The sequence below is a fragment of the Maribacter sp. TH_r10 genome (assembly GCF_033101095.1).
GTDB lineage: Bacteria > Bacteroidota > Bacteroidia > Flavobacteriales > Flavobacteriaceae > Maribacter_A > Maribacter_A luteus.
The window spans coordinates 137,080-162,319 of the sequence record NZ_JAWMPY010000002.1 but is presented as its reverse complement, the minus strand read 5'-3'; the positions used below and the strand labels follow the sequence as shown (position 1 = coordinate 162,319).

Sequence of the window (25,240 nt, the reverse complement as noted above, 5' to 3'; positions counted from 1 at the left end):
TTTTCCTTTTTTTGTTTCTTGTTTGCAACTAAGCAGTACAAAGGTCACTCCAATTATGGACATAATTAAGAAGTTGCGTTTTAAAATTTTCATATAAATCGGATTGATCAATGTTATTTTCCCTACTTGAATAAATGATAAAATACTTCATTGGAATTTATCTTGTCCTTAAATTCCCTTATGGAAGTCTTTTTGTCGATAACCAATAATTCAATACCCGCCATATCGGCAAAATCCTCCATAAACTCAGTAGTTATAGATTGGCTAAACACGGTATGGTGCGCTCCTCCCGATAAAATCCATGCTGTCGCAGCAATATCCAGATTGGGCTTTGGATCCCATAGTGCTCTTGCTACGGGTAATTTTGGCAAGTCTCCCATAGGCTTTACAACTTCAACTTCGTTTAATATTAACCTAAATCTATTACCCATATCGACCAGGGAAACATTTATTGCCGGCCCCTCTGTGGAGTCAAATACCAATCTGACCGGGTCTTCTTTACCGCCAATGCCTAATGGATGAACCTCACACGAAGGTTTGTCCTTGGCTATCGTAGCACATATTTCCAACATATGGGATCCCATGACATATGCTTTTTGGGGAGAAAAGTGATAGGTATAATCTTCCATAAATGAAGTTCCACCTTCAAGTCCTACGTTCATGACTTTTAAAGCCCGTAGCAAAGCTGCCGTTTTCCAATCCCCTTCTGCCCCAAAACCATACCCATCGGCCATAAGTCTTTGGGTCGCTATACCCGGTAATTGTTTTAACTCACCCAAATTTTCAAAGGTATCGGTAAAGGCCTTGAATCCCCCTTCATCCAAGAAAGCACGAAGGCCTAATTCTATTTTAGCCGCATCTACCAGAGACTGCCTTTTTTCACCTCCTTCTTTCAATGCAGGGGTTAGTGTATACGATTCTTCGTATACTTTTAACAAATCGTTGATCTGTTCTTCGGACAAAGTATCTATGTGTTTTAATATATCTGTAGTATCATAACCATTCACTGAAAATCCAAAACGCAATTGCGCTTCTACCTTATCCCCTTCCGTAACGGCAACCTCACGCATATTATCCCCTATTCGGGCCACTTTAAGATTTTGAAGCTCGTCCCAACCCAAGGCTACCCTTGTCCAGATGCCTAATTTGCGAAGTACCTTATAATCTTTCCAATGCCCAACTACCACTTTTCTTTTAAGCCGCATTCTGGACATCATGAAACCAAATTCACGATCTCCATGTGCGGATTGGTTCAAATTCATAAAATCCATATTAATGGATTCCCAGGGTATCTCCGCATTGAATTGTGTGTGTAAATGACATAAAGGCTTTGTTAAAACCTTAAGCCCGTTTATCCACATTTTTGCAGGTGAAAAGGTATGCATCCATGTTATTATCCCAATACAGTTCTTATTGGTACTTGCTTGTAAACATAAATCTGTAATCTCATTTGGGGTTTTTACGGTCGGTTTATAAACAATTCTCACTGGAATATCTCTAGAACCATCTAACCCTTTCGTAATTTCCCGAGAATTTGCAGCAACCTGTTTCAAGGTTTCCTCCCCATATAAATGTTGGCTACCCGTTACGAACCAAATTTCCTTATCTGATATATCGATGTTCATCAATTTCTTCTTTTAAATAATTATTGTCCGTAATACGCATTTTCGCCATGCTTACGCTCGTGATGTTTTTTGATTAGTGAATCTTTTAATCTATGGGCATTCGGATTAATTTGAAGGGTCAAATAAGCCATTTGGGCCACGGTCTCTAAAACCTTTGCATTATAAACCGCCATTGCCGCATCGTTACCCCATGTAAATGGACCATGATTGCCAATTAGTATCATTTCAACCTCATTGAATGACAACTCTTTTTCTTTAAAACAATCCAAAATTTGGATTCCCGTATTGTGTTCATAATTACCCTTGATCAATTCATCTTTCATTGGAGGTGCACATGGTATATCAACAGTGAGGTGATCCGCATGGGTTGTTCCGAAAATCGGAATATCTTTTTGGGCTTGTGCCCATGCAACGGCATACATTGAATGTGTATGGGCAATTCCTCCTATATCTCCCCAATTTTTATACAAAAAAGCATGTGTTTTTGTGTCGGACGAAGGTCGCATCGATCCCTGGACAATGTTATTGTCGTAGTCCATAACTACAATATCTTCAGGTTTCAATTCCTCGTATGGCACTCCGCTTGGTTTAATGGCGAAAATAGCTTCTTGCCTATGTACCGTACTTACATTTCCGAAGGTATAAATAACCAATCCCAATGCATTCAGCTCCATATTAGCCTCATAACATTCTCTTTGTAATTCTTTGTATTTAGACCCCATACTTCTCTATTTTTGGTTGATCGATTCAACAAAAGCCCCCAAATCGCTATAAGAAGCCATCAATTTTTTATATTCCAATAAGGAATTTGAATCGGGAACATATTCCGCTTCAAAGTCACTTCCCATATGTTTGCTAGCCTCAAAAACATCGACATAAATACCGGCCGCCACAGCAGCATAAATGGCCGCACCTAATGCTGGCGCTTGATCTGAAGCTGCTACCTTAATGGGCATGTTCAGTACATTTGCCAATGTTTGCATTATAAAGGGGGATTTTCTTGCCACCCCTCCAATGCCGATAACGGCATCAATTTGCACACCTTCTTCTTTAAAACGATCTACAATTTTTTTGGAGCCAAAACAAATGGCATTAACCAATGCTTTGTATATATGTGGAGCTTTCGTTCCCAAGGATAAATCTGCAATCGCACTTTTCAGGTTTTGATCGGCATCAGGTGATCGTCTACCATTAATCCAATCCAAAGCAATCGGAATACTTTCCGAGAGAGGAATGTGCTCTGCTTGCTTAGAAAGTTTTGCAATAAAACTTTCCTCTATCTCTTGCTTTAATCTCTCTTTCTGGTCTTCAGAAATTATCTCGGAGTTCATTATCAAATTATCAATCGGCCAAGACAAAACATCTTTAAACCATGCCAATACATCGCCAAAAGCTGATTGACCTGCTTCTAAACCAATCATATCTGGTATGACCGAACCATCTACCTGTCCGCAAATACCCCTCACTGTTCTTGTTCCGATATTTTCTTTTGGTGAAACGATGATGTCACAGGTTGATGTCCCCATGACCCTAACCAGCATGTTTTTTTCGATTTTGGCACCCACAGCCCCGGAATGGGCATCAAAAGTCCCTACCGCAATAATAGTATTTGTTGAAAGTCCCAATTTATCTGCCCATTCCTTATTGAGCTTGCCAGCAACTTCATTAGAGGTATAAGTTTCGGTATACAAATTACCCCTTAAATCGGCCAAATATGGATCCAATTGGCCCAAAAATTCTGTTGGCGGCAATCCGTTCCAGTCAGCATGCCACATGGCCTTATGCCCTGCTGCACAACGACTTCTCTTGAATGTTTTTAGATTTTTGTTATCACTTAAAATAAAGGTCATTAAATCACAGTGCTCAACCCAAGAGAATGCAGCATGTTTTACCTCTTTGTCTACTCGGATAATATGTAGGATCTTAGCCCAAAACCATTCCGAAGAATAAACTCCACCTTCATATTTAGTAAAATCAACACCTCCCCAATTAGCTGCCAAATTATTTATTTCCGCGGCTTCTTGCACAGCTGTATGATCTTTCCATAAAACCATCATGGCATTGGCATTGTCCTTGAATCCTTCCAAAAGGGCCAAAGGCGTCCCATCTTCTGCAACAGGTATCGGTGAAGACCCTGTCGTGTCGATACAAATACCCTTTATCATTTCAGACGATACTTTACTGTTATGAACGACGGCCTTAATCGTTTTTTCCAGACCTTCAATATGATCCAATGGATGCTGCCGAAATTGATTTATGGCTGGATTACAGTATTTCCCTTTTGCCCATCTTTGGTATTTATGTACCTCAGACGCCAATTCATTTCCATTTTCGGTATCGACTAAAACAGCCCGAACGGAATCCGAACCATAATCCAATCCAATCACATAATTCTTCATTTGCAATTCTAATTAATAATCACTTTTCAGTGATTTTAAATAAAGGTGGGTTCTTATTCCTTATTCAGTCTTCATATACCAAAAAGCCATTTCGTGGTTCACCTATAATTTATTGAATTTTTGGACACGCCCACAATAAGTGTGTAATTTACACATATAAAATTAAGAAAGTTTTTGACACGCACAACCATTAGAAAAAAAATCATTTTCAATGCACGCCTTTGATGCTTGAATTTTTAAATTTTGAAATATTTTAATCCAATTGAAAGCGAGGTATTATTTTCATCTAATCCTAACCCATTTTAATTATGGCCTTCAATAATTAAAACAATGAAAATAAGGTACTCCTTGCGGTTGACTGTATTATTTTTGGTTACGACGGAGAACATTTGAAGATATTATTGATTAAGAGGGATTTAAACCAAAGAAAGGTAAATCGTCGCTCATGGGTGGGTTTCTTAAGGCTTCTGAGAATCTTGACCAAGCTGCAACCTGTGTATTGCATTCATTGACCGATCTGAATGATATTTATATGGAGCAATTAAACGCCTTTAGCGAAATTGATAGAGATCCAGTGGAAAGAACCATTTCCGTAGCCTACTATGCACTTATCGATATTGAAAAACATAATAAGGAACTCGTTCAACATAATTATGCCCAATGGTTTAAATTGGATGAGACTCCACAACTAATTTTCGATCACGAACAAATGGTCAAAAAAGCAATTGGAAGATTACGTAGAAGGGCCATTAACAAACCTATAGGTTTTGAACTTTTACCTGAAAAATTCACCATGTAACAATTACAATCGCACTATGAGGCCCTATTGGATAAAAAACTGGACAAGCAAAACCTTATCAATAAATTCAATTCCCTCGATATCCTTATCAAACTTGATGAAAAGGACATGTCAGTTTCAAGAAAAGGTGCCTATCCATTCAAATTCGCTGAAGAAATATACATAAGGAAGGTAGAAGACGTATTCAACTTCAAACTTTAATTGCCAGCTACAAACCGAGAACTTCCTTTGCTCAATACTTCACTTCCTTCACTGATATTCTAATAGAAAGATCAAAATCCTCGATTTTATGATGAATGTCATAAATAGTGTTATCATATCAAGGGAACTTTGTATGCTAGAATCATGGATTTACATTTTTGTTTTCAGATGGATAATAGGACCAAGAAACCTTCAAAAGTCCCGTTCAAATCACTTATGATGGCATTGTTCATCATGACCTCATTTACGTCATATTTGAGCGCTCAGGAACGGGAAATAAGTATTGCCGAGGCATTGGAGTTGAGCTACAACAACAATGAACAAATTAAGCGCTATATTGAAAGAGTTAAACAGAAAACCTATGAGGACAAGGCTGCAATGGGCAATTTCCTTCCCTCTGTCAACCTTTTGGGAGGCTACACTTACTTAAGTGAGAATATAGAAGTGAACTCATCCCAGATGTCCAGTTCCTTAGATGAATTGGGAGGTAAATATAGTGCCGCTTTTGTAGAGGCTTATGGCGAACAGATCGGCCTATCTGGGGTAAGTGCGGAAAGTGCATTCAGTACCATGGTTACCGTTCTGGGTCAATTTCCCGATTACACCAACATGGTCATCGATAATCAAGAATATGTAACCGCAGCCCTTACCGCCACACAACCTTTATTTACAGGTGGAAAGATAATCGCTGGAAAGAAATATGCAAAAGCAGAATTGCAATCTGCCAATATTGAGCTAAAACAGGTTAAGGATGAAATTGCCAATGAACTGATCGAACGCTATCTGAATGTCGTCTTATTACAACAGGTTATCAAAGTTCGTCAGCAGGTTTATGAAGGCATGGTCAAACATCAGGAACAAGCCGAACGTGCCATTCAACTTGAGATTCTTCCCAAGCACGTTTTATTAAGGGCGCAGGTTGCCGTGGCAGATGCCGAAAAAGACCTGAACAATGACCTGAACAAAATACAGCTCGCAGAAATGGCCTTGCGAACTACTATGAATTTACCTGACTCTATCCCTTTTAAGATCATGGACAGTATTGCTTACAAGGATATTTATTTGGATTTTGACACCCTTCTCAATACGGCTTATACCAAGCAACCCGTTTTGGAGTTGATCGATCAAAAAGAAGTAATGGCAAAACAAGCCCATGCCATTGAAAAGTCAAAATTCATGCCCAACATAGCAGCATTCGGCAGCTATAATATGTTCCGGGAAGACCTACCTATTGTCCCACCTAAATTCATGGTCGGGGTCCAGGCCCAAATAAATATTTTCAATGGATTCAAGGATATAAATAAATTGAAAGCCAGCAAGCATTTACAAAAGGAAGTTGAAAACGCCAAAGAATACGCTACCCAACAAATCAACCTTCTTGTTAAAAGCAACTACACGAATGCCCTTAACCAGAAAAAACAATACAATAGCCATATAACTACCGTTGACCTTGCAAAAGAAAACCTAAGAATAAACAAGCGGCGTTTTGAGGAAGGCTTGGGTAAATCAATAGATGTGATTGATGCTTCCCTCTTGTATGAAAAATCAAAAGTAGAGCAATTAGTGGCATTGGATGGGTATTATAAGGCTATTGCAAATTTATATACAGCAATCGGGGAGCCGGAAAAAATAATTCAAATCATTAGTAAATAAGTAAGACTGTGAAAAAATCTTATATCACATTAGGCATACCAGTACTGATTATCCTTTTTTCAATTGTATTCTTGATAATACGGGCCAATACCTCTAAACCTGAGATATATTCGGGAATCCTGGAAACCACAGAGGTAAGTGTTTCTTCGGAAATTGCTGGAAGGGTGCATACCATTATCATAGAAAAAGGGCAGACCGTTGAAAAAGGACAGGTGCTGGCGACTTTGGAACCTGACATCCTTGATGCGAAAAAAGGTCAGGCAGAAGGTATGGTCAAGGCAGCACGTTCTTTGGTAGACAAAGCAGAATTCGGTGCGCGAACAGAAGAAATCAATGCATTGAAAAACCAATATCAAATGGCAAAAAGCCAATTTGATTTTGCGGAAAAAACATACCAGAGATATCAGGCTTTGTATGCGGACAATATTATTTCTAAACAGGAAATGGATGAACTTCAGTTTAAATACGATGCGGCCAAAGAACAGATGAATGCCGCAAAATCCATTTGGGAGATGGCAAAAAGCGGGGCACGGAAAGAAGATATCAGAGCAGCTTACGGTAGTTATGAAAGTGCCAAAGGTGCCTATAAGGAGGTTGAGGCCTTTTATGATGAATTACAGATTACCGCCCCTACAGCAGGAATCATTAGCAACCAAATTGCGGAAGAAGGGGAAGTAATGGCAGCAGGGTATCCTATTTTGACCATTCAAAGGCCGGAAAAAATATATGCTATCTTCAATGTAAGGGAAGATAATCTGGCAGATTTCAAAATTGGTCAAACCCATAAAGCAAAAGTGCCCGGATTAGGTAATGAAACGGTTGAGTTCAAAGTAACTTACATTTCGCCTATGGCAGATTTTGCAACATGGGTTCCGGTAAAAGCCAAGGGACAATTTGAACTTAAAACCTTTGAAGTACATCTTAAACCCCAAGAACGTATCGAGGAATTACGTCCTGGCATGTCCATACAGATTTACAAATAAGCCATTATGTTAAGGAATTGGCCTGTATATCGAGTTTTTAGACGGGAACTATTGCGTTTGTCCCAAGAGAAATCTGTGAGGAACCTATTCATTATTATTCCGATAGTGGTGTTCTTTGTATTGGGTTCCATATATTATAAAGGGGCATTAAGGGAAGTACCCATCGCGGTTTATGATAATGACAACAGTACCTTAAGCCGAACCTATATCCGATTTTTAGAATCTTCACCTAGTCTACAAGTAACCCATTACCTGTCGTCTACCGATGCCCTAGAAAATGCTTTTGTTGAAAAAGGGGTTCAAGGTGTATTCTACATTCCGCAGGATTTTCATAAGAACATTCTGAAGAGCGTTCCGACGCAAATCAGGATTTATACCAATTCCACCAATATAGTTTTCGGAAACTTATTGTACAAATCAGCCCTAGAGGTTACACAAACCCTTAGTGGTGCAATCGTGGCAAAAAGAATAGCTCCTCTGGGAATAGACCCGAATAAAATAATGGGTACCATACTACCTATAGACATCAACACCAGGGTTTTAGGCAATCCTCAATACAATTATGTATATTATTTACTCCCCGGATTGACGACGGTATTATTACAAATGATCATTTTCCTAGCATCGGCAAGGGCCTTTAACCGCGAATGGAAGAAAAAGACCTATACCGAACTTTATTCTATTTCCGAAGGGAATATAGGCACCATGATTTTGGGTAAATACTTTGCGTTCATGATATACGCACTTAGTCTGTGCGGTTTGATTTTTGCCATGGTATTCCCGATTTTCGGAATTCCTATTTATGGTAGTTTCCTGAATATTTTCACCTTATTATTACTTTTTCTCACTGTGAACATTTTAATGGGGTTTGGGCTTTCCTTAATTGTAAAAGATGAAATCATAGCCCTAGATGCCGCCATTTTCTATAATTCACCGGCCTTTGTTTTCAGTGGCTTTACCTTTCCCATTTGGGCTATGCCATGGCCAAACACCATTTATGCCCAAATAATACCTTATACCCATTTTTTAACGGCTTTTCTGAAACTATATCAAATAGACACTCCCTTAAACTTCATCTGGCCGGAAGTTTGGAAACTCCTGTTATTTCTTTTAATAGGATTATGCATGATAGCCATAGGGCTCTTTATTAATAGGAAGAAAATATTTCTTACTCCAAAGACAGCAACATTATGAATCTAGGCCTAATTTGGAAATTAATCAAGAAGGAAGCTGAACTGGTCCTTAACGACCATAGTATCTTGTTGGTATTATTGGCCGCCCCCATTCTCTATTTTGTCCTAATGGGATCAACCTATATAAAAAAGGATGAGGAAAAAGTAAGTGTAGGTGTTGTTGATTTAGACCTGACAAAAAGCAGCAAGTCATTTTTGAACAAGATCAATGCGACCCAAAAGGTTGATATTACACATAGTTATACAAGTCTTTCGGAAGCTGAGGACGGAATGTCGAAATTCGAAATTCAAGGGATTGTGAGCATACCCAAGAATTTTGAGAAAAAGCTCAAGAAAAATGAAAGTTCCCCAATTGGACTCATATTGAACAATACGAAATTCTTATCCTCAAACGATATTAACAAAGCGGTAAATTTAGTAGCTCTGGAATACGCTTTTGAATCGCGTAAAAAATTCTTTGAATCGAAAGGTTTAAACCCCTCATTTGCCGAATTGAAGGCCAACCCCATAACTACCCAAATAAATGCAGTCTACAATTCGACCAATAATTACGGGGATTTCCTGTTACCGGCCCTTTTGATTTTGATCTTGCACCAAACCTTGCTGATAGGTCTTTCGGAGGGTATTGCTTCTGACCGTAAAAAAGGGGTAATGCAGATAAGTTTTAAAGAAAGTAATGATAACTTCCTTAATTATATAATAGGTAAGCTAGGGTTTTATCTTCTGCTATATTCTGCCTATATGTTATTTACCTTTGCAGTGGCTTTTCCATATTTTAACCTCCCAATAAAGGGTAATTTCTTTGCATTGATCGGTGTTTCCCTCGTGTTTTTTACAGCAACGATATTGTACGGCTGGTTCATATCGTCTTTCTTTAAATCACAGGCAATAGCCATGGAAATAATGGCTTTTACATCCTATCCTGTTTTTTTAATAACGGGGATTACTTGGTCTCTTGACCAAATGCCTTTGCTTTTACAATTTGTTTCAAAACTTATTCCGTTACAGCCATTTTTCGTTTTTATAAAGAAACATGCCATTATGGGTGTAGACCATCTCTTGTACACCAATGAAATAGTTCATTTGCTTCTTTTACTCTTGATAGGTTATGTGGCCGCCTTCCTCAGGTTTCGTCATCTACAAAAGAAAATGGTTATAAAAGAAATGGTTCCTGATAGGGCTCAACAGGTGTAATTGCCCGTAAACAAACTAAACCTATAAACTTAATGTTATGTATAGGAATTATATTTTAGAATAAAAATCTGCAAACCAAGAACTGGAAGGCGCTATAAGAAAAACGACCGATCTGGCTTTTACCAAATAGGAATCCCCCTCTACAATTTCCGCATTTTCAAGTAATACGATATCATCCGGTGAAGGCAAGGAAGTATCGATAATACGAAACCAGTTCATTTTATTAAAATCGTGGGAATCCGGAATTTCAAAATTCATATCCTCGGTGTACGCGTTGCAGGCCAGAAACAATACAGAATCTTTTTTATTGGATCTAACGGTACCTGCCAAGCTATGTGATGTAGCGCTCCAATCGGGTTTCCCTAAATGAACACCGCTCCAATCAATCTGCCTTTTAGTTTGAAGAAATTCCATTAATGGCAATGCATCGTCAGCTTCACTTAAATTGGTGTTCAATCTAAAACCGTTCAAAAGACGTACAAATCGGTAGAGTGAAGCGTTCTTTTTAAGCAAATCCCAATCAAACCAACTTATTTCATTGTCTTGACAATAGGCATTGTTATTGCCTTTCTGGGTTCTTCTAACCTCATCCCCCATCAAGATCATGGGCGTACCATAAGAAAGCAGCGTTACCGCCAAAAAATTCTTTATTTGTTGTTCCCTTATCCGTACAATCGCTGGATCGGTCGATGGACCTTCCTCCCCAAAATTATAACTCAGATTGTGGTTGGTACCATCACGATTATCTTGCCCGTTTGCCCTATTGTGTTTTTCATTATAGCTTACCAAATCATTAAGGGTAAAGCCATCATGACAGGTAATAAAATTGATACTGGTATCCGCGGGCTGGTTTTTATGCCCATAGAGATCAGGACTAGCCAATATCCTGGATGCGAAATTCGATATTGAACCTTCATCTCCCCGAATAAAACTGCGAACGTCATCCCGGAACTTTCCATTCCATTCTTTCCATTTATCGCCTATGAAATTACCAACTTGATAAAGTCCGGCCGCATCCCAAGCTTCGGCTATGAGTTTGGTTCCCGCAAGGATCGGGTCGGATTGGATCTCCCAAAGTATGGGTGGACTCTGCAAGGGGTTTCCATACTCATCCCTTGATAAAACAGAAGCCAGATCAAAACGGAATCCGTCAACATGCATTTCGGAAACCCAAAAACGCAGACTGTCCAAAATCATTCTTCGGGCAATGGAATGATTAGCGTTTATGGTGTTGCCACAGCCAGAATAATCCCCATAGGTCCCATCCGTGTTAAGTAGATAATATGCCTTGTTTTCAACCCCTTTAAAACATAATGTCGGCCCATTTTGGTCGCCTTCACTGGTGTGGTTGTAAACTACATCGAGAATTACCTCTATATCGGCCTTGTGCAAGGCCTTTACCATGTCACGGAATTCATCCAACGGGCCCAAAATATCTTTACGCGAACTATATGCCCTATGTGGGGCAAAGAAAGAAACGGGACTATATCCCCAGTAATTCTTATTGCCTGGAGGGGCATCTTGATTATCGAACTGGAATACAGGTAGTAATTCTACGGCCGTAATTCCCAAATCTTTTAAATAGGGGATTTTCTCTATCAATCCGGCATAGGTTCCCCTCTTCCCTTCCACTACCCCAGAATTGGGATGCCGTGTAAACCCTTTTACGTGGAGTTCATAGATTATGGTCTGAACAAAGGAATGACGGGGACAACGATCTTCTTCCCAATCATACGTGCTGGTATCTACCACGACACTTTTCATAGCGCTGGCTTGATTATTACCAGGTTTCTCAGCTAACTCACGTTGATACGTTTTAGGAAGCACAACCAGTTTGCTATAGGGATCCAACAGTACTTTTTGGGAATCAAATAGATATCCCTTTTCAGGACGAAAAGGCCCATATATTCTATAGCCATAGATTTGACCGGCCTTTAACCCCGGAACGAAAACATGCCAGTACGATTCCGTTCTATTCAGTTTATTATCAAAAACAATTGTTTCATTGGGTTCAGTATCGTCTGGATCAGTGAACAACAACAATTCTACAGCAGTACTGTTCTTGGAATAAATACTGAAATTAACCCCATTGCCCTTGATTGATGCCCCAATCGGGTATGGCCAACCTTTCATTATTTTCCTAGAAGTTTTCAAAACAATCAATTCGCTTGTGTTCTATATTTTGCAATCAAATTTTTAAATCCCTCTAAAAATTCATGATCAATGGCGTTCCAATCCATTGGTTCCCTGACCGCTAAATCTGAATGGGGAATCGACCCATTGATAGGGGATCTGTTGTAGGTGCAATTTTCGGTACCATAATAAATAACTACGGGATGTCCTAAAGAAAGTAACAACTCAAATGCCTGTAGCATAATTTGAACATCACCCTTACAATGCAATAAAAACCGGTTCATATCATGGTTATCCAAAAAAGTAACCATATGATAATCGGAAGGTATGCGCTTAAAGTGCTTTTTGATTTTGGATTTCAGCTTTTTGCTTGATAAGAGATCAACCCCATTCTCAACTGCTTCCACTATCATTTTGTTGAGGGCAAAGTCCAACACCCCATCCAATTCTCCATGGTACTCCAACTGAATCCCTTCCTGTGATATTCCAAATTTCCTTTTCAGCGTTTTGTTCCTTAAACCTGTAGTCTTAATAAGCTTTTTCTCCAAACCTTCGCACCAAACCTCACCAATGAACACAGCATGGGGATATTTGGCCTTCATCCTTTTCCTGAATACTTTCCAAAATTTATGTGATGGCCCTATGGCGTGATCTATTCTAAAGCCATCGAGTCCTAAGGACATCCAATAGTCGGCGACATTGATCATGTAATCCCTTGCCCCTACATTATTTAAATTAAGTTTGGGCAACTCACCAAAATCCAGGAAACAACGATAAGTATCTGGCCAATGTTCAAAAATGAACCAATCATAATACTTACTATGTCTATGCTGACGCGCATCTTTAAAGAAAGGGTGTTCATGGGAACAATGGTTGGGAACAAAATCAGCTATAACATAAAGCCCTCTTTTATGCGCTTCATGGATCAGTCTTTGAAGATCTTCCATTGAACCAAAATGTGGATCCACTTTTTTATAATCAGTTATATGGTACCCATGGTAATTCAAGGATTCATAAAAAGGGGAAAGCCATATAACATTGATGCCCAAACTCTCAAAGTAATCGAGTTTCCCAATTACCCCATTGAGATTTCCACCGAGGAATTCGGGTTTGTTTTCTGTCTTTTCAAAGCCATTGAACCTATCAATGAACACTTGGTAGATCACGGCTTTCCTGAACCATTCCGTAGTACTCATAGTTTTTCCATCCTTGGGAGCATCTTTTCATTTTTTTCATGAAACTGCTCCATATGCGATAGTATTTTATTCAAAAGTAGCAATACATCATTTATGTAAGGGCCTTTGTTCAACATTACACATTCTGCCTTCAATGAGGCCGTTGCATCAGTAATTTCTGCCCTTGATGGCAACCCTTTTTTCGCAAAACTCTCTAAAACTTGAGTGGCCCAAACCACGGGAACATGTGCTGCTCCACATAAGGTCAATATTTCTTCTTGCACCTTTCCTATGGCATCCCAACCCGTTTCTACCGCAAGATCTCCCCTCGCGATCATTACCCCGATATATTTGACCTTCATGGCCGAAAGTAGTATCTCAAACAGATTATCAAAAGCGAATCGGGTTTCTATTTTCAAGATTATGCTCAATTTGTCGATCGCATTCAATTTTTCCAATTCCGTCAATAATTCCTCAACATCCTTTTTAGAGTTGACGAAGGAAAAATTAACAACATCGGCATGCTCAACAACGAATTTTAGATCTATTTTATCTTTTTCGGTCAACCCACTTATTCCGAGATATGTGGTCGGGAAGTTCATTCCCTTTTCCGCCTTTAATTTAGATCCGTTCTCATTGGCGCGAACGATTCGTAGATCAATACGGTCCGGATATACATTTTCGGCCCTTCCTTCTATCTTACCATCATCGAATAAAATGGTTTCCCCTTTCTTTATCCGATCAAAAACCTCGGGAAGTTGACAAGATATGCTGGCCGGTTCTATAAGATTACCTTCCTCATCGAATTTTGCGGGATAACCGAATGTGTCGCCCTTGGTAATTGTAAGAATATCATTGGTCATCAATAAAATCGACTGTTCAATGGCAGGCAATTCCCCTATTACCCCATCCGGTATTTCCCTATTTCGGCATTTTAGAATGGTACCGGTACTTATATAGGATGTTTTATTACAATGTAACAATACTTGCTGTTCCCCTACTTTTACCACTTTTAATTTACGTTGCTTACCTCGGGTGTCTTTCAATGTGAATTTATCACCAAGCTCCAATTTCTGTAGCCAACCCAAACCCACGGGTAATGCATTGGGTTCAGAGGTATCTTTTAATTCAGGAACCAATACAAGTAATGCCGGATTTACCACTACTCCACTTTCATTTCGTTTAGGGGAAAATTTACGCACCTTGGGACCGGGTATTATACTTCCTGTCCTAATTTTTGGCCCTGCAAGGTCCATCGTAATCTTCACCTTTCTTTTCAATGTTTCAGAGGCGGTTTTTACATTCTGGATAATTTGTTCCCAAATGGCCGGATTATCATGGGCACAGTTGATTCGTGCACAGTTCATTCCGTTCAGAACCATATTATGTACCATTTGATAATCATAAGCGGCTTGTGTGGGTAAGGTTACCATTATCCTAACCCTTCTACCTTTGGAGCGATTTCCCAATAACTCTTTGGTATGGTTCGTTAAAAGTCTTTTACCGTTTTTTATCGATAATCCTGCTTTCAGATTTTCGGCGGGCAGTTCTCCAATAAGACTATATAAGATGAACCTGGTTTTTAATAAACTCGACATTAAATGTCCTTCTGCTTTTGCAAGTCTTGTTAAACCTAGATTCTGTAATTTTTTTTGGATATCCCTAAGGTCAAATTTCCTAAAGGCATTATAGTGGATTAAGTTCCTTGCACTTTTATGGTAGTCGGGGTGAATCTGACTTAAAAGACCTTCCGCTTCGTTTTCTTCTTGCTGTACCGCAATGATTATGGTTTCAATCTGTGCGATCAGCTCCTTTATTTTCTCAGTCTTTAATTTCATATTTCCCCTTTTTGCATACGCTGTTATTCCTATACAAATATATTCATAGGTTTCCAGCATTTTATGACATTGGTCATAATCTTAATTTAAAGTTTTCGTCTTTCTTTGAAAACAAATGCAAAATCCAATTTAGTGACCATTTTCCTAAATATATTGATTTGGAAAAATCATCCTAGAAATACACGTGAACTACAATACCCGACTATTTTTCATCCAAGTCAGAAACGATAACCCGGGCATCAATTTCTTATATGAATTATCATAAAATAACAACCCAACAAACTATAAATCTAACCATTATAATCATCTACTTAAATCAGTATATTGCTTATTGAAGCTATTGTTCTTAAAGTTATTGAACCCAAAACAATTTCTTCTTTAAAAATTGTAGTTTTATAAAGTAATTAGCCAATTTTTATGAGAGTATTTTTTTGTTTATTGATTTGTTTGACTGCTTGTAATACTTCAAAGGATCCTTCAAATTACGATTTTGAGACTCATTTTGAAAAAACAGGAGGGTTAGAAACTGCCACCTACCAACAAGTCATAAAGTATTATAATATTCTAGCTGAAACTTATCCCGAAATTTCTTGTGATAGTATGGGCATGACCGACTCTGGTAAACCCTTATATTTAATAACCCTTAACCCTGATTTAAAATTTAATTTTTCCGAAATAAGAAAAACAAAACGCATTATTTTAATCAACAACGGTATACATCCTGGAGAACCAGACGGTATTGATGCTACCATGATGTTTTTTAGGGATATAGTGCAAGGTAAAATCAACAAACCTGAAAATACTGTTTTGGCCACCATTCCCATATATAATGTTGGAGGTAGCCTGAACCGAAATTCAACGTCCCGTACCAATCAAAACGGACCAAAAGAGTACGGTTTTAGAGGCAATGCCAGAAATTACGATTTAAATCGTGATTTTATCAAAAGTGACACCAAAAATGCACGGACCTTTGCCCGAATTTTTCATTTGGTGAAACCTGATGTTTTTATTGACAACCACGTTAGTAATGGTGCGGATTATCAATATACCCTTACCCATTTGTTTACACAGCACAATAAACTTGGTGGGGAATTAGGCAATTATTTACATACCGGAATGATGCCGGAATTGGAACGGAAATTAGCAGAAAAAGATTGGGATATTACACCTTATGTAAATGTCTTTAATCAAGTACCCGAAAACGGGTTTTCACAGTTTATGGATTACCCTCGTTATTCCTCGGGTTACTCTACACTGTTCAATACACTGGGAATGATGGTGGAAACCCACATGCTCAAACCCTATAAACAGCGGGTAGAAGGCACCTATGAGCTTATGAAAAGCATGTTGGAGATTACCGAAGAAAATGGCAGTAAGATATCAGAATTAAGAAAAAACGCCTTTATTGAAGACCAACACCGTGAAAGTTACCCTTTAGATTGGGAGGTTGACACAACAATGACCTCTACTTTAGATTTTAAGGGTTTTAAAGGGGATATAATCAAAAGTGACATTACCGGATTAAACCGATTAAAATATGACAGGACAAAGCCCTTTAACCAAAAAGTAAAATATCAAAATTACTTTAAAGCAAAAATTACAGTTAATGTACCAAAAGCGTACATAATTCCACAAGGTTGGTTTAACGTCATTAACCTATTGAAAAAAAATTCAGTTGAAATGACAACATTAAAAAAAGACTCCACAATCAACGTTGAGTCTTATAAAATAGAAAGTTACCAAACCAGGAAAACCCCTTATGAGGGCCACTATATGCATTATGACACCAGAGTGGAGAAAAACCATACCATAATGCAGTTCGCCAAAGGGGATTATCTTATCTATACCGATCAATATGCTTTTAGGTATTTGATTGAAACTTTGGAACCCCAGGCCCCGGATTCTTTCTTTAATTGGAATTTTTTCGATACCGTTCTTCAACAGAAAGAAGGATTCTCACCCTATGTTTGGGAAGATAAAGCTCTTGAAATTCTGGACGACAATCCCGAATTGTCATCTGCTTTCACCGCAAAAAAATCGAAGGATAAGGAATTTGCCAAAAATTGGTACGCACAACTGGACTGGATACATAAACATACCGAATATTATGAAAAAGCACATTTACAATATCCAGTATTTAGGATAATGGATTAAATCACATTGTTCATTATGGGAATCTTAAAAAAGCTAAAATCAAACTACTGTATATCGTTGATTTTCAAATGTTAATTATGCGTTAATTTCAAACCCACTAACCTAGGAGCCATAACATTTAGTCCCATTTTTTGTAGTTTTAGAATTATTCTGTCATTTGATAAAATTCCACCGAGTAAAGAACTAAAACCAACCTTAAATGAAAAATGTCATCAAGTTTGCATTGCTCTGTTCAATTACATTCTGCTTTGCTTTTAACCTAAGTGCCCAAGAGAAATCCAAAAACCCGTTAACGGGATTGGAATTTAGAAATATTGGTCCGGCAATGGCCTCTGGCAGAATCGCCGATATTGCAATTCATCCTGAAAATGAAAACATTTGGTATGTGGCCGTTGGATCTGGTGGGGTCTGGAAAACCATGAATTCAGGAACCACATGGGCATCCCTTTTTGATGATCAACCCTCCTATTCCATAGGGTGCGTAACCATTGACCCCAATAACCCACATACCATTTGGGTAGGGACCGGTGAAAATGTTGGTGGGCGACATGCCGGCTTTGGTGATGGCATTTATGTAAGTCATGACGACGGTAAGACTTGGAAGAATATGGGATTGAAAAATTCCGAACACTTATCAAAAATCATAGTTCACCCGACCAATTCGAATATAGTTTGGGCAGCTTCCCAAGGACCTCTTTGGAGTAAAGGGGGAGACCGAGGCGTCTTTAAAACCACCGATGGTGGGGAAACATGGGAACGTACCTTAGGGGATACCGAATGGGTGGGTGCAACTGATATGCTTATCGACCCGAACAACCCGGATATACTCTATGCCGCTACATGGCAAAGACACAGAACAGTAGCGGGTTATTTAGGGGGTGGCCCTGGATCGGGACTTCATAAAAGTACCGATGGCGGGGAAACATGGGAACCCCTTAAAAATGGTATTCCAAAATCCAATCTCGGTAAAATCGGCTTGGCCATGTCTCCCTTCGATTCACAGGTTATTTATGCGGCCATCGAATTGGACCGAAAAAAGGGCGGTGTTTTTATAACATGGAACGGGGGTGCATCTTGGTCTAAACAATCAGATGCCGTTTCTGGTGGTACCGGGCCACACTATTATCAGGAATTAATAGCTTCCCCACATAAAGAAGGAACGCTTTATCTTATGAATAACAGTGCCTTGGTTTCAACAGATCATGGAAAAACCTTTACCTTCATGAGTAGATCAAACCAACATAGTGACAGTCATGCTTTGGTTTTTAAGAAATCCGACCCTAATTATTTATTGATCGGTACCGATGGTGGTCTTTATGAAAGTTTTGACAATACGGGTAGTTGGAAATATGTACGAAACTTGCCGATCACCCAATTTTTTAAAATTGCGGTCGATGATGCCGAACCTTTTTACAATGTTTATGGTGGCACACAAGATAATGGTTCACAAGGCGGTCCGTCGAGAACCATTAGTTCTGATGGTATTGCAAGTGCCGACTGGTGGAAAACACTTGGGGCTGATGGGGCCCAAACGGCTACTGAGCCTGGAAATCCCGATATTACCTATGGAGAGTTCCAACAAGGTGCCTTATGGCGTATAGATAGTAAAACAAGGGAAACCGTATTTATTCAGCCCCAAGCAAGAGAGGGTGATCCCTTTGAACGTTTTAATTGGGATGCTCCAATTCTAGTGAGTTCACATAACCCAAAAAGATTATATTTTGCTTCGCAACGGGTTTGGAAATCAGAAGACAGGGGCGATTCCTGGAAACCGATTTCAACAGACCTTACCTTGAACCAGGAAAGGATGGACTTTCCTTATTACGGTACATCCCAAAGTTGGGATAATGCTTGGGACATAGGCGCAATGTCAAATTATAATACCATTACTTCCTTAGCCGAATCACCAAAACAAGAAGGTTTGATTTACGCTGGTACCGATGATGGACTCATTCAAGTAACGGAAGACGGAGGTGCAAATTGGAGAAAATTCACTTTGAATACCATAAAAGGATTACCCACTACACCCTTTGTGAACGATGTTCGCGCCGATCTTTTTGATGCCAACGTTGTATACGCGGCCTTGGATAACCATAAGTATGGTGATTATAAACCTTACATTATCAAAAGTACTGACAAAGGAAAGTCTTGGTCTTTGATCAACGGGGATCTTCCCAATAGATTATTGATCTGGAGACTGGTACAAGATCACGTAAAGAAAGATCTATTATTTGCCGCCACCGAATTCGGAGTCTATGCTACTTTAAATGGAGGTAAAAACTGGATGGAATTAGAGGGTGGAATGCCAACCATTCCCATTCGGGATATTACCATACAAAGACGTGAAAATGATTTGGTTGCCGGTTCATTCGGTAGGGGAATATTCATTTTGGACGATATCTCTCCTTTACGGGATTTTGATGAAAGCTTGGAGTCTACTGAAGCAAAGCTCTTTCCCATAAAACCGGTTGAGTGGTACAAACAATCCAATAGGATAGGAAGTCAAGGTGATGCTGAGTGGATTGCAAAAAATCCTCCTTTCGGGGCCAATTTCACTTATTACATGGCAGATAAGATAAAATCAAAAACAGACCTCAGGAGGGAAAAAGAGAAAAAAGGAACTGCCAAATTCCCAGGATGGGATGCTCTTGAAGAGGAAAGTAGACAAGATGGGCCATCAATACTTTTGGTAATTAAAGATGCTCAAGGAAACGTAATCAATACAGTGAAGGGATCCAACAAAAAAGGATTTAACCGCGTAAATTGGAACTTAAGTTATCCGAGTAAAAGTGGAGAGCGATTAAAGGCTCCAGAAGGGCGAAGAGGTTTTCGTAGGGGTGGCGTAATGGTTACCCCCGGGGAGTATTCCGTGACTTTGACCAAACGGGTCAATGGTATCAATACCGTTTTACAAGGACCGGAGACCTTCAAAGTAGCCCCCTTGTTCGAAGGGGCCTTACCTAGAAAATCATTTGAGGAAATGGATTCGTTCCGGGAAGCTGCTTTTGCATTTCAGCAAGATTTAACGGCAACCAGCACAGCATTATCAACCAGTCAGCAAACCGTTGATGCCATGTTAAGGGCCTTGAATAAGGCAACGTCGCCTACCGATGATTTGTATAAACGATTAAATACAGTGAAAAATACCTTGTTGGATATTGATAAAGAGCTTAACGGCGACAAAATAAAGGGAGAAATCGGGGAACGATCTAATCCTACGGCTCGTGAAGGTAATTCGATTAGCTGGAGGGCTTTGGGCAATACCTACGGTCCAACGGAAGAGCATAAAGGTTTCTTGAACCGCGTACAGAATCAACTCAAGATGGTAAAAAATAAATTACTGCCTATCATTGATTCTACACTCCCAGGACTTGAAAGTGATTTGAAGAAAACGGGAGCCCCTTGGGTAGAAGGACAAGGATTAATCAAGAATTAAACCCTTACCACAAGATTATAAAAAAGCCTGAATATAGTATTCGGGCTTTTTCTTTTTACAATTCGTATTTAATGGATTTTGCCTTTTAAATTTGAAGGACTTTAAAAGTTTTTAAACCACTGGGACTACTGAAAAAAACTTAACCGTTTGGTAATACGTATCCATAAAAAAACTAACTTCAAAACCGGTTATTCGGTATGCTCCTAGAGCCCCAAAAATTGGTCATCTTTATGGATAAAACACAATGCCAATACAATGCATGCAAACATTTAGTGGTTTTAGAGCTGTTAATAAGAATAGTACCCTGTTTGGGTGCACCATAAAATTATTAGTGAAATGACAGATTTTGAGCTATTTGAACCAAAAAATTGGATAGAACTACAAGAATTTTTATTCAATGAAAAGGACAATAAAATTGATAGGTTTAGATCACCTTATGCCTATAGGGGTGTTCATAATGCCGAATTTGGATTAGAGCCAAGCCTGCAAAGAATGGGAAGAAAACCCTCAAAGGTTGAAGGTACCATGATCCGAAACTTTAAGAAGTACTCTCCGATAAATACCTTGATCGATGACAATAACAATCTTTGGAACTGGTTTTCCTTAGGACAACACCACGGACTACCCACTAGACTGATCGACTGGACCCACTCCCCAAATGTTGCCTTACATTTTTTAACGGAGGACATGGACACTTATGATATGGACGGAGCCATATGGATGGTGAACTATATAGCACTAAGGGAAGAACTGCCGGAAGAGCTTAAAACACCTATTTTCAACAAGGACATATTTTATTTTAGCTCAAAGGAATTGAAACAAACCATAGGCAATTCTTTGGAGGAACTCTATGATTTTTCGAGTAGGAATGCAAATACCATGATATTTTTTGAGCCACCATCCCTCGATGATCGCATCATAAACCAATTCGCCCTTTTTTCGTTTATGTTGGATCCGGATTCCAATCCATTGGAGTGGCTTAAAAAACATCCCAAATATTTAAAAAAGGTAATTATCCCTTCAGGATTAAAGTGGGAAATACGCGATAAACTCGACCAAGCGAACATTACCGAAAGAATTATTTATCCCGGGTTGGAAGGTATTTCCAAATGGTTGAAAAGATGGTATAGTGACAAGAACAAAATCTAATAGGGTGTTATGAGTAAGATCAGCCAAAAAATGTTGAAAGATTAATATGACATCAAAGTCTATCTTTATTTTTACGGTTTTCTTTTCACAGGAATCTAAAACTATTTTTACCATCACTTTATTATAACTATCAGTTATGTACAGGTTTAATTTTGAGTGGTTGACTAAAATCAAAACTTGTTTCAAAATGGTACATTCAGAGGTGAATTTTGCGCATCTTTTGCATATTAACCTATAGAAATCACCCAATACCAAAAAAAATTCAATTCATATAAGCCAGCCATATAACCAATACAAATTTATCCTTTCCGTTTTCGTCTTTTTTTAAATATTCAAAAAAATGCTTTACCTAGGCAAACAAACTATGTAATCACAACATCAATAAAATTTTGTATTAATCAGTCCTTGATTTCAAAGGTCTTCAAGAGGCCTTTTTCTTTTGAATTGGGTACTTCAGAAATAAAAACATACTTCCCTGGCTCTAAATCAACTGTAAAATAACCCGTACTACCGGACGGCATATCATTTACACCTCCAAGAAATGTTACACCATTGGGAGCTGGAGTGATAAGCCCTTTGGGGTGCGACCAGTCCATCCATTTCTCCAAGGCCTCAATATCTGCATGGGAATCCAATCGTGCGATATTAATATCGTGCCAAATAAAATTCTCGTGTGCTTTTTGGTCTTTTACAAAGACCGAGAAAGTGTGTCTACCTTGGGTGATAGGTTGGTCCCAACTTATACCTTCTTCTCCTGAAAGTATGATATTAATAGTCGCTTGTGGGGGTTCTTGACCACTAGCTTCTTTTGTAACTATGAGTGGTTTGGCCATGCCCATAAGAGTGTGGAATTTACCGTTTGGCATTTTTACGTAGCACTCCATAACATAATAACCGGGGTCTAATTTTAAGGTACTCACTGCTGTATGTTTAGGTGAGATTAGACCTGATCCACCACTAAAAACAATATCAAAATACCAAGCAGGCAGATTACCAAATGCTCCAAAGCCTTCTTCTGATTTCCCCATATTGATTAAATCCATTCCATCTTCAAAAACGGGGGCTACATCGGTAATCGTGTTTTTAATAGTTTTACCTTCAGGATATTGATCCAATAAAAAAAAATGGGTCTCATTTGACAGGTTATCATAAACAAAGGTGTTCCACCCAGAAGAAATGGTATCCACCGATTGAAATTCCATGCTACGGGTTGTAACCCTGATTGCATTTTTCGACATACTGACTGATTCAGTTACTACTGGGTCCTCTTCAACTGTACCAGATTGCTTGTTATTCTGCTTACAATTAACTACTATACATACAAGCACTGATAGGCTTATTGTTTTAAGTGTTGTTTTCATTTGCTTTAATGTTATTGGGTAAATGTTGCTTTTATTTTACCGGAAATAAGAAAATTATTGTCGCGTTCGGTTATTCCACTGCCTTCTCCCTTAAAAGTCATGTCCAATTCGTTTTCAGTCAATTTATCAATTTTAATGATTCCTTTTCTGAATATGATTCGTTTATTTATACTTTTTGTATTCCTGTCGGAATTGAAAAAGTTCAGGTCTACTTTGATTTTTCCGGCATTTTCGTCCGGAATACTATATTTTGCATTTTGGGCAACCAAAATATCGGTATGGGTAAGGTTCAAATTGAGCTGAAATGGGTTTTCCTCTTCCCTGAATAATAGTAAGATGCTGTCTTTTGTAAATATGGTCTTTACGGGCAATAGGCTTTCTTGCTGAATGTGAAATACTTGGTTTTCCATTGAAACTTCTACTGCATAGTTTCCATTGAGGTTATTTACCGAAGTGTTGGCCTCTTGCTTTTGGGCATCTTTGCACGAAACAACAACCATTGGTATACCTACTATGAAAATATATAGCAAGCAGCTTTTTAATTTTGAGGTTGGAATATTCATTACCAAAGTTTTTAAGATGGGGTTATCTTACTTTTAAAACAACCATTTTTTTCTTCTTATCAAACATTATAAGGAACTGGTCTCCGGGAACGAATTGATTACCAGGAATAAAGGGTTTATCAGTATTAATGGACACCAACGAACCTTGCGGGAGGTTTAAATTCTCTGTCCCCTTAAGTTGACTTTTTTTGGTAATGGCCCTTTTGAATTTTGATGAACGGTACAGTTTACCAGCATAGAAAGTACTTTTGGGGTATAACTTGTTCAAGTTACGTATATTACCCTCTTCAAAAGGAACAATATGGGTTAGCTTCTTATTGGATTTGTTCACCACCACTACCACATTTTCCCCTTTGGAGGATTTTCCCTGGGCGTTTGCACATGGGTGTACGGCCCATAATAGTAGGGCCAAAACAACTACTTTTTTCATTTGTGATTTCATATGTTTTATACATTAATGGGTTTTGAAGGATTTAAGGCATTAATCTCTTTTTTTAAATGCTCTTGTTTTTTCTATTGGTGATATACATTTTTTAAAGTTTGTGTAATTGCTTTTAATTCTTGTTTGGTATCTTGACCACAAGAAGATATTGTGAACACTGTTGAAGACAATATTGTATGCATTGGAAGTTTATCAATAACAACGTCTTCGGTGTTTACAGAAACTGATTGTGCTTTATGGTTAATAGCTCCTACGGAAATACCAAAACTAAATGTTGGGTTTCCTTCTCTTATTTCAATACGACCTGATTTAGCAGGTGTTTTTAATTACTTACATAGCGTTAAGGGATTTTAAATCCAAAGTTGAAATCACATCCCAAAGCTTATCATGGTTAATTCCAAGGCTAACTATGGTTATTCCAAAGCGCATATCAACCAAAAATTTGACTTCATAATAATTATCTTTTTCAACGTAGGTTTCCAATACTTTGAGTTCCTTGTTTTCATACGTTTTTTGATAGCCAGATGATTTTTCACTACTAAATTTCATAGTCTGAGCCATATAATGAGAGTTTATTGCCAATAAACCATCCTTGCTGGCTCCATCCACAATGGTGAGTTCTAGTTTTTTGCCGTCTCCATCTGTATAGATAGCTCCTGCAGATGCAATATCGTTTTGCGAAATGCGGGATGTGGTAAACTCTGCCCTTTTGAAATTTTCAAGATTGGTCGGTAACCAGTTTTGGAATTGTGTTTCTGTAGCAGGTTCTGTCATTTTTAAGTGTTCTCTAAAATCGTTTGTTTTAGGTGTTTCCTTAACTACTTTTACTGTTTTTTGAATAATCTGTTTGTTTTTTGATTTATCTCCGCCACAAGAAAATAAAAAGAAGGAGCTAAAAGTTATTGCAATAGTTTTTAGTGGATATTTCATTTTAAATCTAAG

17 protein-coding genes and 1 pseudogene are annotated in these 25,240 nt (G+C 38.5%); 8 read left to right on the top strand and 10 right to left on the bottom strand.

Annotated elements, in window-relative coordinates; all coding sequences use genetic code 11:
- Positions 1 to 122: 122 nt before the first annotated feature.
- From araA to R3X28_RS05960, 3 genes are read right to left on the bottom strand one after another with little or no spacing between them, the layout of a single operon-like run.
- Positions 123 to 1,625 carry an L-arabinose isomerase gene (gene araA / locus R3X28_RS05970; protein WP_317663273.1) on the bottom strand — a complete coding sequence of 501 codons (1,503 nt, stop codon included), beginning with the start codon at positions 1,623 to 1,625 and terminating at the stop codon, positions 123 to 125.
- A gap of 20 nt (positions 1,626 to 1,645) precedes the next feature.
- Complete coding sequence (locus R3X28_RS05965; RefSeq protein WP_317663271.1) at positions 1,646 to 2,347, bottom strand: L-ribulose-5-phosphate 4-epimerase; 702 nt, start codon at positions 2,345 to 2,347, stop codon at positions 1,646 to 1,648.
- A gap of 6 nt (positions 2,348 to 2,353) precedes the next feature.
- Complete coding sequence (locus R3X28_RS05960) at positions 2,354 to 4,024, bottom strand: ribulokinase (RefSeq protein ID WP_317663269.1); 1,671 nt, start codon at positions 4,022 to 4,024, stop codon at positions 2,354 to 2,356.
- A gap of 362 nt (positions 4,025 to 4,386) precedes the next feature.
- Between R3X28_RS05960 and R3X28_RS05955 the strand changes: the two are divergent.
- The 5 genes and pseudogenes from R3X28_RS05955 (at position 4,387) to R3X28_RS05935 (ending at position 10,047) form a co-directional block, all read left to right on the top strand.
- Positions 4,387 to 5,024: pseudogene (locus R3X28_RS05955) on the top strand (NUDIX hydrolase).
- Between the two features lie 144 nt (positions 5,025 to 5,168).
- Entirely contained in the window at positions 5,169 to 6,677 is a 1,509-nt protein-coding gene (locus tag R3X28_RS05950; protein WP_317663267.1) for a TolC family protein, read from the top strand.
- A gap of 8 nt (positions 6,678 to 6,685) precedes the next feature.
- Positions 6,686 to 7,660, top strand: a complete 975-nt coding sequence (locus R3X28_RS05945; protein ID WP_317663265.1) for an HlyD family secretion protein — start codon at positions 6,686 to 6,688, stop codon at positions 7,658 to 7,660.
- 6 nt (positions 7,661 to 7,666) lie between these two features.
- The gene (locus tag R3X28_RS05940) at positions 7,667 to 8,854 is read left to right on the top strand and encodes an ABC transporter permease (RefSeq protein WP_317663263.1); all 1,188 of its coding nucleotides are present in this window, start codon (positions 7,667 to 7,669) and stop codon (positions 8,852 to 8,854) included.
- The gene (locus tag R3X28_RS05935; RefSeq protein WP_317663261.1) at positions 8,851 to 10,047 is read left to right on the top strand and encodes an ABC transporter permease; all 1,197 of its coding nucleotides are present in this window, start codon (positions 8,851 to 8,853) and stop codon (positions 10,045 to 10,047) included. Before R3X28_RS05940 ends, R3X28_RS05935 begins: the two co-directional genes overlap by 4 nt.
- A gap of 48 nt (positions 10,048 to 10,095) precedes the next feature.
- Here the strand turns inward: R3X28_RS05935 and glgX are convergent, their stop codons facing one another.
- From glgX to R3X28_RS05920, 3 genes are read right to left on the bottom strand one after another with little or no spacing between them, the layout of a single operon-like run.
- Positions 10,096 to 12,180 (bottom strand): glycogen debranching protein GlgX, encoded by a 2,085-nt coding sequence (gene glgX / locus R3X28_RS05930; protein WP_317663259.1) that lies wholly within the window; start codon positions 12,178 to 12,180, stop codon positions 10,096 to 10,098.
- 26 nt (positions 12,181 to 12,206) lie between these two features.
- On the bottom strand, positions 12,207 to 13,376 hold the full coding sequence (locus tag R3X28_RS05925; RefSeq protein ID WP_317663257.1) for an alpha-amylase family glycosyl hydrolase: 1,170 nt from the start codon (positions 13,374 to 13,376) through the stop codon (positions 12,207 to 12,209).
- Complete coding sequence (locus tag R3X28_RS05920) at positions 13,373 to 15,193, bottom strand: pyruvate kinase (RefSeq protein WP_317663255.1); 1,821 nt, start codon at positions 15,191 to 15,193, stop codon at positions 13,373 to 13,375. Before R3X28_RS05920 ends, R3X28_RS05925 begins: the two co-directional genes overlap by 4 nt.
- A gap of 417 nt (positions 15,194 to 15,610) precedes the next feature.
- On the opposite strand from R3X28_RS05920, the gene R3X28_RS05915 reads away from it, so the two are divergent.
- The 3 genes from R3X28_RS05915 (at position 15,611) to R3X28_RS05905 (ending at position 21,932) form a co-directional block, all read left to right on the top strand.
- The gene (locus R3X28_RS05915; RefSeq protein ID WP_317663253.1) at positions 15,611 to 17,347 is read left to right on the top strand and encodes a M14 family metallopeptidase; all 1,737 of its coding nucleotides are present in this window, start codon (positions 15,611 to 15,613) and stop codon (positions 17,345 to 17,347) included.
- A 199-nt stretch (positions 17,348 to 17,546) separates the two neighbouring features.
- Positions 17,547 to 20,783 (top strand): VPS10 domain-containing protein, encoded by a 3,237-nt coding sequence (locus R3X28_RS05910; RefSeq protein ID WP_317663251.1) that lies wholly within the window; start codon positions 17,547 to 17,549, stop codon positions 20,781 to 20,783.
- A gap of 336 nt (positions 20,784 to 21,119) precedes the next feature.
- Positions 21,120 to 21,932, top strand: coding sequence for an FRG domain-containing protein (locus tag R3X28_RS05905; RefSeq protein WP_154369819.1), 813 nt, complete (start codon positions 21,120 to 21,122; stop codon positions 21,930 to 21,932).
- A 398-nt stretch (positions 21,933 to 22,330) separates the two neighbouring features.
- Here R3X28_RS05905 and R3X28_RS05900 read toward each other — a convergent pair whose 3' ends face one another.
- From R3X28_RS05900 to R3X28_RS05885, 4 genes are all read right to left on the bottom strand, one after another.
- Positions 22,331 to 23,293: a hypothetical protein gene (locus R3X28_RS05900; protein WP_317663248.1), complete on the bottom strand. Its 963-nt coding sequence runs from the start codon at positions 23,291 to 23,293 to the stop codon at positions 22,331 to 22,333.
- Positions 23,294 to 23,304: 11 nt separating this feature from the next.
- On the bottom strand, positions 23,305 to 23,856 hold the full coding sequence (locus tag R3X28_RS05895; protein WP_317663246.1) for a hypothetical protein: 552 nt from the start codon (positions 23,854 to 23,856) through the stop codon (positions 23,305 to 23,307).
- A 22-nt stretch (positions 23,857 to 23,878) separates the two neighbouring features.
- A complete protein-coding gene (locus R3X28_RS05890) occupies positions 23,879 to 24,286 on the bottom strand; it encodes a hypothetical protein (RefSeq protein WP_317663245.1) in 408 nt (135 codons plus the stop codon).
- Positions 24,287 to 24,628: 342 nt separating this feature from the next.
- Positions 24,629 to 25,228, bottom strand: a complete 600-nt coding sequence (locus R3X28_RS05885) for a hypothetical protein (RefSeq protein ID WP_154369828.1) — start codon at positions 25,226 to 25,228, stop codon at positions 24,629 to 24,631.
- Positions 25,229 to 25,240: the final 12 nt, after the last annotated feature.

Excerpts from the sequence above, each read along its gene's own strand:
- araA (WP_317663273.1), bottom strand. The coding sequence starts at position 1,625 with ATGAACATCGATATATCAGATAAGGAAATTTGGTTCGTAACGGGTAGC.
- R3X28_RS05965 (WP_317663271.1), bottom strand. The coding sequence starts at position 2,347 with ATGGGGTCTAAATACAAAGAATTACAAAGAGAATGTTATGAGGCTAAT.
- R3X28_RS05960 (WP_317663269.1), bottom strand. The coding sequence starts at position 4,024 with ATGAAGAATTATGTGATTGGATTGGATTATGGTTCGGATTCCGTTCGG.
- R3X28_RS05950 (WP_317663267.1), top strand. The coding sequence starts at position 5,169 with ATGGATTTACATTTTTGTTTTCAGATGGATAATAGGACCAAGAAACCT.
- R3X28_RS05940 (WP_317663263.1), top strand. The coding sequence starts at position 7,667 with ATGTTAAGGAATTGGCCTGTATATCGAGTTTTTAGACGGGAACTATTG.
- R3X28_RS05935 (WP_317663261.1), top strand. The coding sequence starts at position 8,851 with ATGAATCTAGGCCTAATTTGGAAATTAATCAAGAAGGAAGCTGAACTG.
- glgX (WP_317663259.1), bottom strand. The coding sequence starts at position 12,180 with ATGAAAGGTTGGCCATACCCGATTGGGGCATCAATCAAGGGCAATGGG.
- R3X28_RS05925 (WP_317663257.1), bottom strand. The coding sequence starts at position 13,376 with ATGAGTACTACGGAATGGTTCAGGAAAGCCGTGATCTACCAAGTGTTC.
- R3X28_RS05920 (WP_317663255.1), bottom strand. The coding sequence starts at position 15,193 with ATGAAATTAAAGACTGAGAAAATAAAGGAGCTGATCGCACAGATTGAA.
- R3X28_RS05915 (WP_317663253.1), top strand. The coding sequence starts at position 15,611 with ATGAGAGTATTTTTTTGTTTATTGATTTGTTTGACTGCTTGTAATACT.
- R3X28_RS05910 (WP_317663251.1), top strand. The coding sequence starts at position 17,547 with ATGAAAAATGTCATCAAGTTTGCATTGCTCTGTTCAATTACATTCTGC.
- R3X28_RS05905 (WP_154369819.1), top strand. The coding sequence starts at position 21,120 with ATGACAGATTTTGAGCTATTTGAACCAAAAAATTGGATAGAACTACAA.
- R3X28_RS05900 (WP_317663248.1), bottom strand. The coding sequence starts at position 23,293 with ATGAAAACAACACTTAAAACAATAAGCCTATCAGTGCTTGTATGTATA.
- R3X28_RS05895 (WP_317663246.1), bottom strand. The coding sequence starts at position 23,856 with ATGAATATTCCAACCTCAAAATTAAAAAGCTGCTTGCTATATATTTTC.
- R3X28_RS05890 (WP_317663245.1), bottom strand. The coding sequence starts at position 24,286 with ATGAAAAAAGTAGTTGTTTTGGCCCTACTATTATGGGCCGTACACCCA.
- R3X28_RS05885 (WP_154369828.1), bottom strand. The coding sequence starts at position 25,228 with ATGAAATATCCACTAAAAACTATTGCAATAACTTTTAGCTCCTTCTTT.